The organism is Pseudomonadota bacterium, assembly GCA_039714795.1.
In the GTDB taxonomy this organism is placed as follows: Bacteria; Pseudomonadota; Alphaproteobacteria; order JAGOMX01; family JAGOMX01; genus JBDLIP01.
In genome coordinates this window covers 1-14,207 of record JBDLIP010000040.1, presented here as the reverse complement: position 1 = coordinate 14,207, position 14,207 = coordinate 1, and the positions used below count along the sequence as shown (strand labels likewise).

Genomic DNA, 14,207 nt, shown 5'->3' with positions numbered 1-14,207 from the left:
CTGTGATGAAACAACGTACCCATTGTGCTGGATAAGAAAACGGTAAAACCGGACATTTCTAAATTGCTTAACCGGACATTATCAAATTGCTCCTACAAGCCACAATTATTTTCTTGACATTTATGAGCCAAGCACCTAAGTTTATTATGTTATGATTTATTTTAAAACAAATAGCACTGTTAAACTACCTATTCATCGTTGCATGAACCACGCGCTGTTGCGCGTCTAATATTTCCTACCTATAACTCTCAATTTATATTTTTTCAACCTAGCAGCTTAAGACTAATGGTTTATGCCAGTGATGTCTTCAAAAACATTTTGCCAATATTTGGTGGATTATTTTTGCTCTACCTGCTAAAAGAGGCATTTTTCAGCACGGCTAAAGAGCGAAAAAATATACTGGCATTGTGATTGCAGCAATTCTTCTGTTGCTGCTTGCAGGAGCCCTAGTTGAACAAAAGGAGCAAGCACTTATTAAAAAAACTAGCGAGGCAGAGCCTAAGACCATTCGGGTGTGACTTGCTGCACAATGTAGAAAAAATTGGCACGTCTCAATCTCAAGTAACATCACAGACACGCTTTGCTACATATTTTATGGGGATCTGCCCCACAATAAAAATGTAGCAAAGCGTCCATAAATTACATTGTGCAGCGGTTACACCCGACCATTCCGGCCGTCATGCGTGGTCAACGAATTTTGCCCAAATTTCTATGGCCTGAGGCTCTGCCTCGCTAGGAATTAACGGTAATTTAACAGTGGGACACCTAAAATCAATTTTGCAAGACCGCCCAACCATAGATTTATAGGATGTGCTATGCCTGATCAGTCTAACGCAGCAAACAATATCGTTCTTTATAGCTTTGTCAAACGAGTGTATCGGTTTGTCTTCATTGCTGTGCTTGGCTTAATGGTGATGGTGTTGCTTGCATATTGGGTTGGATATAGAATAGATCAAGATTTACAGCACCAGGAAAATTTACAAACGCTCAGACGTGATGCCACAACTCTTTCAGGTGTTGCATTTGCCATGCGCGATACCGAGACGCAGTTTTTACTGCACAAAAATCTTACGTTTGTTCAAGAACATCGAGGCCTTGCTAATCGGGCCATGACACTTGTTAGTCAAATGGGGCACAATCCACTTATTGGATTAGTGAGCAAACCGCCCCGCTCGCTTAATGAGTTTTTGCAACAGCGTATTCAACAATTTGATCTCATTATCATGCGGGGACAAAAGGTTGGTTTGACAGAAAAATTTGGCTTGCATTATAAGTTGCGCCTGGTCGCTCGTTCTCTGGAAAAAGCACTCAATGATTTAAAGGTGGATGCCTTGCTGGTTTCATTGTTGATGATGCGACGGCATGAAAAGGATTTTCTAACGCGCGGGCAAAAGATGTCTCTGGTTGCCATGAATCAACAAATGCAGATTTTTAGCTCAAAACTGCGTTTGATTTTGCAGGTGCAAGAAGATCAGTACAACCTAAATGAAATGCTGCAAAGTTATTGGTCAATTTTTATGGAACTGGCCAAAGAAAAAAATCAGTTGGCGCAAGACATTGAAAATCTGAAGCGAATGTCACTAGATTTTCGTCTCGTTATCGACAACACTACAGCCTTGTTAAGGATGCAGTCCGAAAATGCAGCTGAAACCCTTAAGCGTGATTTGGCTTGGTTTAAGTCTTTACTGAGCGGCTTTGCGTTGCTCTTAATCCTTGTGATAGGGTTACAAGGAATTTTGATCATCCGACAGATGACCAAAGCTGATGAATAAGTTTGGGGAAAATCAAAGCCTCTAGTTTAGTGGTAGCGACCAGCTTGCAGTTTGCGTCGGTGCATGAGCATTTTGAGCTTATCAGGAAACAGAGGCTTTGATTTAACTTCGGTATAAGTCTTTTAGGAAGGAATATTCTATGGATGCTCTTAGTCAAGCTTCAATATCTGAAACACCCTTAAAAATAACTGTATTTTATGGATCGATGCGCAGCAATCGATTAGGAATTCGTGCAGTGAAATACATGATTGAAAAATTGCAAAAACGCGGCCATGAAGTGACGTTAGTTGATGCGATGCAAGAAAATCTGCCGCTCCTCGATCAACGTTACAGTGATTACCCTGAAGGAAAAGCCCCGCAACAACTTGAACGGTTGCGGGAATTGTATCAAAAAAGTGAAGGATTTCTTGTTGTTGCTGGTGAATATAATAGTACCTTGCAGCCAGGATTAAAGAATTTACTGGATTATTTTTTCAAGGAATATTTCCATAGGCCTTCTGCCATTGTTAGTTATTCCATAGGCAGTTTTGGAGGTGTGCGGGCTACAAGTGACTTGAGGGTCACACTAGGAGTTATGGGGATGCCTGCTATTCCAAGTGTCTTTGTGGTGCCGAAAATTGATGCAGTATTTGATGAGCAGGCAAAACTATTAGATTCTGCATATGGTGCCCGCGCAGATCGATTCTTAAATGAATTTGAATGGTATGCTGGCGCGCTTAAAAAAGCACGCGAACAAGGGTAAATCTTCTAAATCATTTTGGTAGCGGAGGAGGGACTCGAACCCCCGACACGCGGATTATGATTCCGCTGCTCTAACCAGCTGAGCTACCCCGCCAAGAAGTATGCACAACACAACTCTGCTACAATAAGGTTCTTAGGTCAAGGGTATATATTGGCAAACACATTTTTCCAATCCAGCTTTTGGTGAGCTGGGGAAAAGCTTGTCCTGGACTTGATCCGGGACAGGATCCAATTATTTTTTGCAGATTAAAAAAAAATGGGATACTGAATCGTAAGATTTTTCCTCCTCAAGCCTTATAAGATTTGAGTTCCAAAACCAACGTTCTGGATGACTGCCGGCAGGTAGCACATTTTCATTTAACAGCCCTGTTTCAAGGCCCTTGACGTTATACCCCTATTCTAGGTACAACAAGAGATGTAGTTCTTTACGGCGGGTGTAGCTCAGTTGGTTAGAGCGCCAGTTTGTGGTATTGGAGGTCGTGGGTTCAATTCCCATCACTCGCCCCATTTTTCAATAAATACTTCTATACTCTCGTGAAATCAAAACCTCTAGTTTAATGATAGCGAGAAGCGCGCAGTTTACAATTGTAAATGAGCACTTTGAGCGTATCAGGAAGCAGAGGTTTTGATTTCAGGTCAGTATATTGTGTTAAGCTGGACCGGAAACTGTATTGGTTTCGCGGCCCAGGATGTACTGTTTAGCTTGGTGTTGTAATTTCGCTTTTTGCATCAAGAATTTTATTTAGATTATCAGCATCCACTAAACCAACGACTAGCGTGTCATTAACTATGAAAGCCGGTGTGCCACCGATGCTTAACGCTTTTGCTAGCTCTTGGTTGGCCTCAATTGCCCTTTTCACTTTCGAGGAACGTATATCTTTCTTCAAGCGGTTGATGTTAATGCCAACTTCGCGTGCAAGCTCCATGCGTGACTTTTGATTTTGGGCTCGCGCTGTTGATTCATAGAGGGCTTCATGATATTCCACAAATCGGTCTTGTAAGTGTGCCGCCATTTCTTCCCGTGCTGCCACGAGCGACTCTTTGCTTAAAAACGGAACAATCTTATAAACAACCCGCAAATCTTTTCTTTGTGACTGCACATCATTTAAAATCTTTTGGAACTGATGGCAATAGCCGCAGAAAGGGTCCATGAAGACGGCGATTTCAGTTGTACCATTAGCGTTTCCAGAAGTGGGCGACATGGGATCTTTAAAAATTTGGCTTTTGCGTTGGACAATTACTTGCTTGGTTTTTTCCTGTTTGGCTTGTTCCTTTTTAAGGAACGCCTTTTTTAGTGCCTTTTCGATAATCTCAGGATGGCTATCCAGGTAGTTGCTGATAATGTTTTCAATGGCTTGGTTTTGTTGAGTCGTAAAGGTCTGTGATTGGGCAGCTGGAGTAGCGCTGTAGGCACTCCCCTGAATTGCAAAGCTAGCTAACACCAAACTGCTGATCGCAAAAATTGGTTTGTTCATGGTAATTTCCTCCTCTATGATTTTTGTCAACTGGTAATAGTATAAACTAGATTTTTCGTTTATGCACTCTCTTGCTTAATTTCATTTAAGATATCTTGAGCGCGTTGTCGTTCAACTTTTTTGACTACAGGAAGTTTTTTCAAAGCGAGTTCAGCGTGCCTTGAAGCGTGCTCTTTCCGGCCTTCAGTGAGTGCCTGTTCAGCGAGCATTAATTCTGCAACATCCTTCTGCTGGGTTCTTCCATAGGCAACAGCTAGCATGCGCCACAACAGCGGATTTTCCTGCTCTGAACGTTTAGCTTTGTTGAGTTGTTCAATGGCTTGACGGTCATACCGGGATTGATTTTGTTCTATCAAAACATGGGCAAGTAAAATCCGCATGAGACCAGCATCCGGAGCAAGGCTAACAGCCTTTTTATAGATTGGAAGTGCTTCAGTTACTTTCCCGCTTTCAAACAACATCTGACCTTTAAGTTCATAGAAGAACGGATCCTTGGGGCGATCTTCAATCAGTCTGTTAATTGTCTCAATGGCCTCAGGTAAACGGTGACTACGAAACAGAGCAATTGCACGCGCATACTGGGAAATGAGTGTCGTGTCAGAGGCTGGATATTTTTCAAGTATCTTATTTGGTGCTTGTGAGAACGCCATGATTTTAATTTTCATACGATCATATTTTTGTCGGAAATCAAAAGGGTAGGCTTCATTGGAATACACAGATTTTTCAACATGGTGCTTGAAAAAGGCCACACGATCCTTGCTGAGAGGGTGGGTAAGCAGGTAGGGGTCTTGTCGGGCACTTGAGAGAAGCTCTTGTTGTTCAAGAACTTGCATGAACTGCATCATGCCCTTACTGGACCAGCCAAGTGCATCAAGGTACTTAACTGCTGCTTGATCTGCAGCTGACTCTTGTCCGCGGCTGTATATCAAAAAAGAGCGGCGTCCGGTTTCCATGCCACCCATCATGATGGCCGCGGCTGCTCTAGAGTCTCCAGCCATGACACCAGCAGCAGCCCCCAGCACCAACGCAGCGATCATGGGAATTTGTGCTTTTTCCAGAGCGCCAAAAGTGCGTACCACATGTCCGTCGGCAATGTGTCCTGTTTCATGAGCTATAACACCAATTAGTTCGCCCACATTGGCGCTTTTGGTAATCAGGCCTGTATTGATCAGAATCGATGGTCCTAGGCTAGCCGAGGCATTAATTTCAGGATTGACCATAATGTAGAGGTGTAAACTTTTGGGGTTGAGTTTTGCTACCCGAAAGATAGGATCAATGTAATCCCTTAAAGTGGATTCTATTTCGCAATCGCGAATGATTTGGCCTTTGCGTAATTCCGGTGCGCTAATAACTGGAAAAGCCGTTGTCAGTAACAAAATAAAAAAGCTTAAGGACCATCTTACAAAACGATTCATTGTTATCCCATTAATCCAATAAACGACGCCACCACGATTTTTGCTCAGGGGGCTGCACATTTGGACCATCCGTTCCAGTCGCTGCTGCTGTTGGGAGTTTTTGTGCCGACGGTTTGCGGGGACGGCGTTTGCTGCGAGGAGGAGGGGATACCTTGGGTGTTTGAGCTTGCTGCCCTGGAGTTTTTGACTCTGAGGAGGCAGATTTTCTTTGTGTTGCTTTCTTAGAAGGGACGTTGTGTGTTGCCTTGACTTGATCAACAAAGGAAATGTCGAAATGGGGAATTGCCAGTGTAGGCTCTGCTAAAATTGTTATTGGCACCTGGTGCTTTTTCTCAATTTCAATGAGTTGATAACGTTTTTCGTTACAAATGAATGAGACGACAGCTGGAGAGGCTTTCACCAAAATAGGTCCCTTGCCCTGGTTTACAATTGCCTTTTCCACATCTCGGAAGAGTTCGGCCGTTGTTGAAGGAATCGAACGGACAAAGCCGCTTCCACTACATTGCGGGCAAGGAGAGGCGCTGGATTCAATGATACTAGGGCGCAGTCGTTGCCTTGAAAGCTCTAGGAGGCCGAACTGACTAATACTGCCGATTTGCGTGCGGGCGCGATCGCTTTGCATTTCATGGGTAAGTTTTTGTTCAACGGAACGGTTGTGACGTGGGCTTCCCATATCAATGAAATCAATAACAATAAGGCCAGCTAGATCACGCAAGCGTAACTGTCTGGCAACCTCAGAGGCTGCTTCCAGATTGGTTTTGTAAGCCGTTCCTTCAATGTGTCGTTCGCGTGTTGCTTTTCCTGAGTTAATGTCAATGGCTACCAGGGCTTCCGTAGGATTAATTACCAGGGATCCACCTGAGGGGAGCAGAACTTCAGGAGAGTACAACTGTTCAATTTGTGTGTGTACCCCAAAGTGTTGGAACAATGGGGTTTTTGTGTCTTTGTATTCGTGAATTCGGTTGGTGTGGCTGGGAAGCAACTCTTTCATGAAAGCTCGAGCGGTACTGAAACCCCTGGTTCCCTCAGCCCAGATTTCTTTGACGTCTGTGGTATAGAAATCCCGAATCGAACGCTTAACTAAATTCGCCTCTTCGTAAATGAGAGTAGGGGCCACAGATTGCAGGGTGTGCTTGCGAATTTTATCCCAGGTTCTTAAAAGGTAATCGCTGTCGCGCTTAATCTCATTTTTGTTACGTTCACGTCCTGCGGTACGGATGATTAATCCCATGGTTGAAGGAATTTCGAGTGAGGCTAGAACTTCTTTCATCCGGGTTCGGTCTGTGGGAGATGCAATCTTACGCGAAATGCCGCCACCTTGCGGAGCATTGGGCATCAGAACACAGTACCGTCCGGCAAGAGAGATGTTGGTGGTAAAGGCTGCACCCTTGCTGCCGCGTGTTTCTTTCACAGCTTGTACGAGAAGGATCTGATTGCGTTGGATGACTTCCTGAATTTTGTATCGTTGGTGGTGAAGAGGCCGGTGCACTGTGGCTGATTTGGTTGGTTCTGGAGTTTCTGCTGCAAAAAGCTCATCACCATTTTCTATGACGGCTGCACTTGTCTCCACTTTTTCTGGTGGTTGTATAGCCGGAGTCATTTTTCCCGAGCTTTGAGATGGTCTTTGAATAGGGCTTGGAACTGAACTTGGGGTTTTGGGAGTAGGTTGAGGCGTTGGTTTCTTGGCTGTGGTCTTGGGTTGCTGCTTTCCTTTTTCAGGTTGTACTCGTTGATTGTCTGGTTGATTTTCCGGCTGATTTTCCGGCTGATTTTCAAGTGCGCGGCGGTCGTCTACTGGAATACGAAAATAGTCAGGGTGGATTTCCGTAAAGGGTAGAAAGCCATGACGTTCCCCACCAAACTCAATAAAGGCAGCTTGCAGGGAAGGTTCAACCCGAGTGACCTTAGCTAGGTAAATATTGCCCTTAATGGTTTGTTTGGTCTGGGATTCAAAATCCAGCTCGTCTAAAGCTCCATTTGCTGTAACGACTGCAACCCGAGTCTCCTCTGGGTGGGCAGTATCTATGAGTATTCTTTTCGACATTATTCTTTAAACTCTCCGTTTGTAACACCACACGGTTAGCCGATAGCGGGAGGGAAAAGATTAGGACAGCCCCTTGTGCCGTAATTTGGCATTACAAGGCAAGACTTGCCTCGAACGGGCGTTGTCTCTATTCATATTTTTTCAGCAGAGACAACGTGTCGAATTTTTTAACACGTACCCAGGCGAATCCTCGCTTGGGATGAAGTCAGTTAGTCACATTGAGCAACTGTTTGTGTGTCATCGTTAATCATTCCGTTTCTCAAATCCTTGGTCATCAAAACACAACATCCGTGTGTATCTGAGTGACGTCAGCTTAAACCCTAACCACAGGACACGAATTGCTTCGTGTGGTGTATAAATCCATATTTCATCGTATGTAGAGAGCAAAATTTATGATATCACCCTGCTGTTCCTCTACGAAAACAACCATAGCGTGTTCAGAGGCTTTCGGCAACCAAATTTATCAGGGTTTAGGAAAATCAGTGTTCGGGATGACGCCCTTCATGATCATACTCTGTTCATTGTAGTGACCATAAAAGCATTTTATGATCATTATACTGTGCATCTTATACTTGACGTACCAATCAATCAGGCGTACTCTGACTATAATCAGTATGGACAAAAAACTATGTCAAACACCAAAGCTAGGCCATATTCTCGTTATAGCCAGCAAGCAGTTACCGTCATGGGCAAGATGATCCGCCTTGAGAGGATGGGGCAGAAAATGACAGCAAAAGATTTGGCAGATCGGGCAGGTATCAGCCGCACGACTTTGCAGAAAATCGAAAGCGGCAATATGAAATGTAAAATCGGTATTGTCTTTGAGGTTGCTGCTCTTGTCGGCGTAAAGTTATTTGACGCTGATACTGGGGCTCTGGAATCTTTACAAGAAAGAATTAATGATAAGATAGCCCTGCTTCCTAAAAGCGTTCGCGTAATCAGAAGGCCTGTAGATGATGATTTCTGATAAAGCCAAAAGCTATGACGAAGTCTTCGTTTGGATTTGGCTACCAGGAAAGGTCGAACCTGTCGTTGCTGGTAAGCTCACGGCACAAGGGAAAACTCTTGTGTTTAACTACGGTAAAAGCTATCTAGAACGCAATGATGCAATTGCAATTTTTGATCCAGAACTTCCTTTAAGGGCGGGCCTACTGCCGTTACTTCCTGGAATGAGTATGCCTAGTTGTCTTCGAGATGCAGCACCGGATGCTTGGGGACGTAGAATTATTATCAATAAAATTCTTGGCGCTCAAGGGAAAGGTTTAGACGTTTCTCAACTTGACGAACTTACCTATCTTTTACACTCAGGCTCAGATCGTATTGGCGCACTTGATTTCCAACTCTCCCCTGTAAACTATGAGCCTCGATCTCCCGCGAATGCATCGCTTGAGGAATTGCTTGAGGCAACAGAGCGCGTTGAGAAAGGTTTGCCCCTTTCTCCTGAGCTCAATCAGGCGTTAAATCATGGTACTTCCATCGGTGGAGCGCGCCCTAAGGCTTTGATTGAAGAGGATAACACTAAGTATATTGCTAAATTTTCTTTGCAGGCGGATTTGTATAGCGTTGTAAAGGCCGAATTTGTTGCCATGAGGTTGGCTCATCTTGCAGGACTTAATGTAGCACCAGTTTCACTTACACGATCATCAAATAAAGATGTCCTTCTTATTGAGCGCTTTGATCGTGTGCTGTCACAAAAGGGGTGGCAACGCAAGTGTATGGTTTCTGTGCTAACGTTATTAGAGTTAGATGAAATGATGGCGCGTTATGCCAGTTATGAAAACTTGTCGGAAATTATCCGCTCCAGATTTACAGATGCCTCTGCCACCCTCAAAGAGCTTTTTGGGCGCATCACGTTTAATATTCTAGCAGGCAATACTGATGATCATGCGCGCAATCATGCAGCTTTTTGGGATGGAAAAATGCTGCAATTGACACCAGCCTACGATATTTGTCCGCAAAACCGAACGGGCAATGAAGCGTCTCAGGCTATGCTCATTGAAGGGAATAACCGTATGAGTAAGATTTCCAGTTGTCTTGATGCAGCTTACATCTATTTTCTCTCAGAAAAAGATGCGCTGGCCATAGTTGCACAACAACTTAATGCCATTGCTGAAAACTGGCAACTTGTTTGCCAGCAAGCTGACCTTACCGACGTTGATAAAAAGTTTATGCTTGGCAGGCAGCTTCTTAATTCTTATGCTTTTGATGACTTGCAAGGAGAAAGGAATTACTTGCAAGACATTGCAAATAGTGTGCTATACTGAATCTTAATTCCTGAAAATTGTAACTATACTGAAGAGAAATGAAAACCTCTGTTTCCTGATATGCTCGAAGTGCTCATTTACACTTGTAAACTGTAAACTGTAAACTGCAAGCTGGCCACTATCATTAAACTAGAGGTTTTCATTTCTCGCGGGTATAAGAACCAATTGATAAATGAGCAGATTTATCGCAGCTCTACAAAAAACTAAATGGATCCACATCCACTTGTATCTTCACATTATATGATGCAGGTTGTACCTGGTGCAGCCAATGGCGCAAGATGGGTTGCAGTTTGGTTTCTTTATCCGACTTGAGCAGCAAACGCCAACGATAGCGCCCGCGGACCATAGCCAATGCAGCAGGCGCTGGTCCTAGTACCTCAACTGTTGAATCACGTGGAGCCACATACGCCAGTTGCCGTGCCGTTTGCTCTACCAGAGTTTCATCGGGTCCTGAAACAATCAAAGCAGCAAGGCGCCCAAACGGCGGAAAGCCTGTGCGCTCTCGGTCTTCTAGCTCGTACTCTAAGAAAGCTTCACGGTTGTTTTGCTCAAGGGCCTGCATGACTGGATGATCTGGCATATAGGTCTGCAACAGGACGCGACCTGGACGGTCAGCGCGGCCGGCGCGGCCAGAGACTTGATGCATAAGCTGAAAGGTTTTTTCTGCGGCTCGCAGATCACCTCCGGCAAAGCCGAGGTCCGAATCCACCACGCCGACCAGTGTTAGCTTGGGAAAGTGGTGTCCTTTGGCCATCATTTGTGTTCCAACCAAAACGTCAATGCTCCCTGCCAACACTTGCTGCACCAGATCTTGCATCGCCTGCGGACTGGTCATAGTATCACTCGCCATCACCGCGATACGGTATAAGGGAAACAACCGATTCACTTCTTCTAGAATACGTTCTACTCCAGGACCACAGGGGATAAAGCTTTTCCCCTGACCGCAAGCATCACAAATATCCGGATAACTTTGGGCAAAACCACACTGATGGCACATTAAAGCCCCAAGTCGACTTTTATGCTCAACCAGCCAAGCGGTACACTGCGAACATGAAAGACGGTGACCACAGGCTTTGCACAGAGTCAAAGGCGCATAACCTCTGCGGTTGAGGAACAACATGGCTTGCTCCCCTGCTCCAACCGTGTCTGCCAGAGCTGCACAGAGTTTTGAGGAAAGCCACGTTCTAAACGCCGCCGGTGTTCCTTCATGATCCGACTCGCGCATTTCAATCAGTTCAACATCCGGCAAGTTTGCTGTGCCATGCCGCTGAGTTAGATGCAGTCGCCTATATCGATGCAAGTCACAGTTATGGATGGTTTCAAGGGCTGGCGTGGCTGAGGCCAGCACAATGGGAATGCCTCCCAAATGCGCCCGCACCACCGCCATATCCCGGGCGTGATAGATCACTCCCTCCTCTTGCTTGTAGCCAGCATCATGTTCTTCATCAACCACGATGACTCCTAGGTTGGTAAAGGGAAGAAACAAGGCTGAACGCGCTCCCACCACAACCTGAGGCTCACCTTCCAGCAATCCGCGCCAAGTTCTGCGTTTTTTGGCTATGCTAACGTCAGAATGCCAAACCAATGGCTGGATTCCGAATCGCTTTGCAAACCGATCCAACCATTGCGTACTTAAGGCAATTTCTGGCAGCAACACCAGTGCTTGTTTGCCCTGCTGTAGTGCATGGGCAATCGCTTCAAAATACACTTCGGTTTTGCCAGATCCAGTCACACCATCCAGCAAAAAAGGCGCATGACCGCCTGCATCCATAGCTTCAACAATGTGCTTTGCTGCCTGGCTTTGATCTAAAGACAATGACACCGGCGCAAATGACCACGATGCTGGCTCTGGTGTGATTACCCGTTCTTCAAGCAGCCCCAGCTCTTTCAAGCGCCGCATGACTGAATTGGTGACACCTGCTTGCTTGGCAATATGCTGAATGCTCAGTGGTTTGCTTTGCATTTGCAAAACATCGCGTACTTTCTTGCGTGGTTCGGTCAATTTTTCGGGCCAGGTCGTTTTGGATAAGACATAACCCAATTCAGGTTTGACAGGTTCTAGAGCCTTCGGCACGCTAAGTACCATTTTCAACACCGATCCCATCGGTGCAAGCGTATACGCTGCCACCCATTGCACAAAATCGCGTGAAATTTTTGGCAGTGCTGGTAGCTCAACTTTTCTCTCAATAGGTTTTAATTTGAATTTAGAGTTAGATTTTTTTGCCCCCAATTCCCACACTACACCAGTGACCAACTGTCCACGCAGCGGCACACTGACAATATCTCCAGGCTGAACGATCATTCCCCTCGGTACAGAGTAACTATATCGTTGATTGATGGGCCTTAAAATAAGGACTTCAGCAGTGGTGGAGCGCTTAGACATTTCAATCCCAGTGTTTCAAATAAGGTCATGAATGACAAGGGGTTAAAATATTGCATGCCTATACCCGATGAGTGATCGGTGATTAATACGGACCGTGGGCAGAAAGTGCAATTATCTCTTATCCAAAACTCAGGTTACTTTTAATCACAGCCAATTGACAATGATTTTTTGAACCGCTAGGTTGAAGTCTGGAACAAGAAGACGCTCTAAGGGAAAATCCGATGTCAATGACCCACTGGGGACGCCTACGTATTTTTTATCATGTTGCGACTGCAAAAAGTTTCACAGCGGCTGGACACCAATTGAATATAGCCCAATCGTCTATCAGCCGCCAGATTATCGACCTTGAATATCGCCTCAAGACAAGGCTTTTTGAACGACACCCACGATCTATAACCCTAACACCCCAAGGCGAGATTCTCTTGGAGCAAGTCAAAGTTATGGTCGAGGCCATCGAAAATGCCTGCATACAGATCCAATCTGAAAAAACGTCACCCGTAGGGGTGCTTAAGCTTATAGCGCCTATGGGGTTTAGTGAGCTTTGCCTTTTTCCTGTTTTGTCAAAGTTTTTAAGCCAGTACCCTGGCATCTCTTTATCACTGATGGCAGATGATGACCCGACAGAGGCTGAAATTTCTTCCATGGATGCTATGATCCATGCCTCGAAATCCAACCGCCCAGGAATCAAGCAATATCTGATTGCAAACTTTCACTTCAAGATGTTTGCCAGCCAAACCTATTTGGAAAAAAATGGCACACCCACATCTGTCTCTGAGCTTGATCAACACAAACTCATTTCATTAGGACATCCCAAAGGACACCCGATGATACATCTCAATTGGCATCTAACAACAGGCATGCCCTCGGGAGAAATACGCAAACCCTACATCGCCGTCAACCTCAGTTCAGCCCGACCTTTTTTGGCTGAAAATCACTTTGGCATTACCAGCTTGCCTCGCGAGCTGGTTGATCCAAAACAATCAAATTTGGTAGAAGTTCTCCCAGATGTCAAAGGCCCCAAGATTGAGATGTACCTGAGTTATCTAAAGCGAGTAGAGTCCCTCAAGCGCGTTGAAGTGTTGCGCGAGTTTTTATTGGATACGTTTGCACATATGAGGCAGAAATCAGAAATCAGAAATCAGAAATCAGAAATCAGCAAGGCAGCACCGCGTTGAAACGCTGCATAGATATCCTGAACTATACTGGTTCCTGGGCATAAATGCGCTTTTGTAAATTCTCCTCGGCCGTCATGCATGTTCATCGGATTTTATCCGACTCAGCTTTAGTCGAGTTGGAATGCAAAAGTTAATAACTTGAAGCTCCATTACCCACGGGTGATCATATTGGCAGCCTTTGATTTGCACCCCATCAGGGCCAGCTCCCACTAGTGAGAACTGACCCCTCCTATAGAGGCAAACGCGACAGGTTCCCAGACCACTCGCCAAAATATACCGCTTCCACAACATTTCCGCGGCGAACCAAGCAAAAACAGGCAAACATTAACAAACTGCCCCAGGAAATGCTGGCATCGGAAGTTGGCATACTGTACATTGGCGTTAGCCATATCTGATCTCTTTATTAGATCGGGTTGGTTAGTGGTCATGGGCGGTGTTGTTGGCACCGTCCTGCCACGCTTACTCATAAAGAGTAATCCTCTTTTTTGGCAAACGCAAGCATAAATATTTGTGAATGAGTAAAAAAAATTGGCTCTTTTGCGTTTTGAGTGGGTAAGCTGAATTTTTTTCTGATCAAAAAGTTCGATACTAACTCCCTCAGTGAAGTAAAAAGCAGCAGTAGTTAAAACCATAATCGACTCAAGTGCCTTATTTTCCAGAGTATCGCGGATGACATCTCTTGGGTATACTTCTGATATTCAAAAAGATACAAAGAAGCAATGTTTAGATATTAGGATAATATTTGTACAAGAGAGTACTTTTGCTTATAAAGATGGGAAGTCAGGAGAGGAACTATACTGAGCCCCATTTTTGTCGCAAATTCGTGGGGGCTCATTGCCGCCCCCACGAATTTGCAACAAACAAGTAACAAAAAGAAAAGCAAAAGGGTATAAGAATAAATTATTTAAAACGATGGTTTATTTACTTGCTGGAAATTC

Annotated in this window: 9 protein-coding genes and 2 tRNA genes; 6 read left to right on the top strand and 5 right to left on the bottom strand. The window is 44.8% G+C overall.

Features of this window, described 5'->3' with window-relative positions; genetic code table 11:
* Positions 1-815: 815 nt before the first annotated feature.
* Together ABFQ95_04460 and ABFQ95_04455 are read left to right on the top strand one after the other, a co-directional pair.
* Positions 816-1,772, top strand: coding sequence for a hypothetical protein (locus ABFQ95_04460; protein ID MEN8236777.1), 957 nt, complete (start codon positions 816-818; stop codon positions 1,770-1,772).
* A 139-nt stretch (positions 1,773-1,911) separates the two neighbouring features.
* Positions 1,912-2,514, top strand: coding sequence for an NADPH-dependent FMN reductase (locus tag ABFQ95_04455; protein ID MEN8236776.1), 603 nt, complete (start codon positions 1,912-1,914; stop codon positions 2,512-2,514).
* Positions 2,515-2,530: 16 nt separating this feature from the next.
* Here ABFQ95_04455 and ABFQ95_04450 read toward each other — a convergent pair.
* Positions 2,531-2,607, bottom strand: a tRNA-Met gene (locus ABFQ95_04450).
* Between the two features lie 336 nt (positions 2,608-2,943).
* Here ABFQ95_04450 and ABFQ95_04445 point away from each other — a divergent pair.
* Positions 2,944-3,020 (top strand) — tRNA-His (locus ABFQ95_04445).
* Between the two features lie 191 nt (positions 3,021-3,211).
* Here the strand turns inward: ABFQ95_04445 and ABFQ95_04440 are convergent.
* Genes ABFQ95_04440 through ABFQ95_04430 form a run of 3 tightly spaced genes read right to left on the bottom strand, consistent with a single transcriptional unit; the run spans position 3,212 to position 7,447 of the window.
* Positions 3,212-3,988, bottom strand: a complete 777-nt coding sequence (locus tag ABFQ95_04440) for a DsbA family protein (protein ID MEN8236775.1) — start codon at positions 3,986-3,988, stop codon at positions 3,212-3,214.
* A gap of 59 nt (positions 3,989-4,047) precedes the next feature.
* The gene (locus tag ABFQ95_04435) at positions 4,048-5,403 is read right to left on the bottom strand and encodes a M48 family metalloprotease (GenBank protein ID MEN8236774.1); all 1,356 of its coding nucleotides are present in this window, start codon (positions 5,401-5,403) and stop codon (positions 4,048-4,050) included.
* 10 nt (positions 5,404-5,413) lie between these two features.
* Positions 5,414-7,447, bottom strand: a complete 2,034-nt coding sequence (locus tag ABFQ95_04430) for a ribonuclease E/G (GenBank protein ID MEN8236773.1) — start codon at positions 7,445-7,447, stop codon at positions 5,414-5,416.
* 628 nt (positions 7,448-8,075) lie between these two features.
* Between ABFQ95_04430 and ABFQ95_04425 the strand changes: the two genes are divergently transcribed.
* The gene (locus ABFQ95_04425; protein MEN8236772.1) at positions 8,076-8,414 is read left to right on the top strand and encodes a helix-turn-helix transcriptional regulator; all 339 of its coding nucleotides are present in this window, start codon (positions 8,076-8,078) and stop codon (positions 8,412-8,414) included.
* On the top strand, positions 8,404-9,711 hold the full coding sequence (locus ABFQ95_04420; protein ID MEN8236771.1) for a type II toxin-antitoxin system HipA family toxin: 1,308 nt from the start codon (positions 8,404-8,406) through the stop codon (positions 9,709-9,711). Before ABFQ95_04425 ends, ABFQ95_04420 begins: the two co-directional genes overlap by 11 nt.
* 193 nt (positions 9,712-9,904) lie before the next feature.
* On the opposite strand, the gene ABFQ95_04415 is transcribed toward ABFQ95_04420, so the two are convergent.
* Positions 9,905-12,094, bottom strand: coding sequence for a primosomal protein N' (locus tag ABFQ95_04415; protein ID MEN8236770.1), 2,190 nt, complete (start codon positions 12,092-12,094; stop codon positions 9,905-9,907).
* A gap of 227 nt (positions 12,095-12,321) precedes the next feature.
* On the opposite strand from ABFQ95_04415, the gene ABFQ95_04410 reads away from it, so the two are divergent.
* Positions 12,322-13,269, top strand: a complete 948-nt coding sequence (locus ABFQ95_04410; protein MEN8236769.1) for a LysR family transcriptional regulator — start codon at positions 12,322-12,324, stop codon at positions 13,267-13,269.
* Positions 13,270-14,207 lie beyond the last annotated feature (938 nt).